Raw genomic sequence first — 2,730 nt, forward strand, 5'->3', positions numbered from 1 at the left:
AGCTTTTTGTTGCTCAGGTACTTAAAAAGTTTAATTTATAATAGTGTTGCGGAATTAAGGTCTTTGTAAAAAAAGATTTAACCTTTTGATTTTGGTGTTACAAATATGTAGTTAAGTATGAAACATCTTAAATTTTTCATCGCTATACCAATAGTTTTTATTTCTCTGAATCTGTATTCACAAACAATGATAACAGGAAATGTTATTGATGAAGACGGTAAACCTTTTATAAATTATACATTGAAAGTGGTGGGGGCTTCAAAGTTGGACTCGTTGAAATTATACTCACCAAACGGGAATTTTTCTTTTGAGGGAAATGATTGTCCTTATCATTTTACTATCGCATATTTTGGAGAACAGGTTCTTGATACAATTGTTGGGTGTGACGATGTAAAATCTCATCTTACATTCCAAACTAAGCTGGAAAAAAAGTTGGAGGAAATAATCGTACTAGGCAAGAGACCTATCGTAAAAAGCAAACTTATGGAAGATCAAATACAAATAAAGGGTATTACGATTTTTGAAAATAACAATATGGTTGAAATATTGCAAAAAGTTCCTGGATTTATTCAGAATAGCAATCAGTTAACTTATAAATCTCTTCCTGTGGTATCTGTAAGATTTGGCAGTCAAGGGATAAGCAGACAACTGACAGCAGATATGTTGCAAATGCTTGAGAGTTTGTTTGCTGAAAATGTTTCATCTATAATTTTTAAAAGATTACCGCAAGGTAATAGTTATGAACTTATTGTAAATTCTGTAATTATAAAAGGATTTGAAACTACAACTACCGCAGAATACTCAAGAGGAGAAGGTGATTATGGGACTATCAACACTCGTGGCGTGTTAAATACTGCAAAATTAGCAAATAGCCTTTATTTAAGGACAAATCCATATCGTTCTCCGACTTCTTCTACAAGGCAATATGTTTTTGATAATGGTGTTGTAAAAGACATTGAGGATGCTAAACAGAAAAAAACGAAAGACTTTTATGTTGATTACGCTAATAATTATAACCTTTCAAAAGAAGTAAATGCAGGAGTATTAATAAATTACCTTGTGTCTAACAACAAAGAAGTTCGAACTTCAAATGTGTTTGGTAATGTCTCTGATATGGATGCATCTCAATTTTATCGTTTTTTCACTACCGGAGTCTATTTTGATTTGAAGAAGAACAAGCATAAACTCCATTTAGAGATGGCACTTAACAACAAGAATGACCAATACAAATTGAGAAATACTAACAACACATTACTTCAGAGTATGAAGAGCTATAATATCACGCCTAACGCCTCTGTTGATTATACATACACATTCAGAAACCCTAAATTCAAGATTCGCTCATTCAGTTCTTACTCTTACATGTTTTTAACGGCTGAAGATGTATTTCATAACATCAAATTACAGGACTTTTGGGAACACACATTTAGGCAAGATATGTATTTGAATGGTTCTTTAGGAAAATTTGAGTTTAACGCAGGAATTACTTTTGATTACTCAACCAGTCATAAAACGCATTATTTTTATGTGGATCCTCATATTCTGCTTGGTTATGAAATAAAAGGTCATAAATTTAGTATAAGGTATGATCAAAATACGTCAAGACCTCTTTCTGGGCAACTTGCTGGCATAACAAAACAAGAAAATGAAGGAATAGATATTACAGGCAATAGCGACCTTAAACCATATAGAAACAGTCAATTGAATTTATCATACCGAAGAGGGAATTTGGGGATTAATATTGGAGGATGTCGTCGTGCAAACTGGTGGATTCTTCTTCCTGCCTATCAAAACAATAAATTCCTTTATAAATATACAAGTCTTGGTATTTCACATATGTTTACTGCAAGTGTTTATTATTCACAATATTGGAAGTTTTTTTACCTCTCTCCCAATATCAGTTTAGAAACAGGGAATTTCAAAATATCAGAGAATAATTCTCAATATAATAATAAGTATCTTGCTGTTTCTTTACCTTTTGGCTTTAATTATCGTAAGCACAGGGTAAATATTACTTTTTCCTATTTTCCTATTTCACAATTCGAGAATACAAAAGAAGAACCAAGGTCGAATTTATCATTTAGATATACATTCTCAACATTAAATAATGCTTTCAGAATATCGTTATTTGCTAATGATATTTTCAAACAAAATCAGATGCAATCAAGAATATATGCTAATGGATTTAATGAATATAGAAAAAATAATACAGATACGAGAAGAGTTGGCATTCAACTTGTATATCATTTTTCTTCAAGAAATAAAGTAAAGAAATTCAGTTCTCTTATACATAATGTAACAAGGAACTGAAAATTGTTTAACTAAATTTTAATGTAATTATGAAAAGTATTTTAGATTTGAAAGACTTCGAGTCTCTTAGTGCTAACGAACAAATTCACCTTGTTGGTGCATTTAGTCCTATTGAAGTGGCGTTATCATCTGATTCTGATGACACATCAGACCATGATGATACTTCGAATCACAATGACACGTCCAACCATCATGATCACAGCGAAAGCTATGATAGCATTTCTCAGCAAGAACTAAATGGTATTTAATGGTTGTTCGTAACCCTTAATCTTATCTGTACCTCAAATCCGCAACTAAGCCCTTGAACGTCCTTATTGCCTTTACACGTCCTCTCATTACTGAATTTGCAGATAATTTGAACTTGAAGCACCCACTTGCGGCCTACAATATCCCCTTACCCCACAATGTGACTTGAGGCAA

At 32.3% G+C, this 2,730-nt stretch carries 2 protein-coding genes; both read left to right on the forward strand.

The window, feature by feature from the left end; genetic code table 11:
• Positions 1-186: 186 nt before the first annotated feature.
• Complete coding sequence (locus tag HMPREF0650_RS00005; RefSeq protein WP_245543429.1) at positions 187-2,310, forward strand: outer membrane beta-barrel protein; 2,124 nt, start codon at positions 187-189, stop codon at positions 2,308-2,310.
• A 29-nt stretch (positions 2,311-2,339) separates the two neighbouring features.
• Positions 2,340-2,558, forward strand: a complete 219-nt coding sequence (locus tag HMPREF0650_RS00010) for a hypothetical protein (protein ID WP_040561820.1) — start codon at positions 2,340-2,342, stop codon at positions 2,556-2,558.
• Positions 2,559-2,730 lie beyond the last annotated feature (172 nt).

The organism is Hoylesella buccalis ATCC 35310, from assembly GCF_000177075.1.
In the GTDB taxonomy this organism is placed as follows: Bacteria; Bacteroidota; Bacteroidia; order Bacteroidales; family Bacteroidaceae; genus Prevotella; species Prevotella buccalis.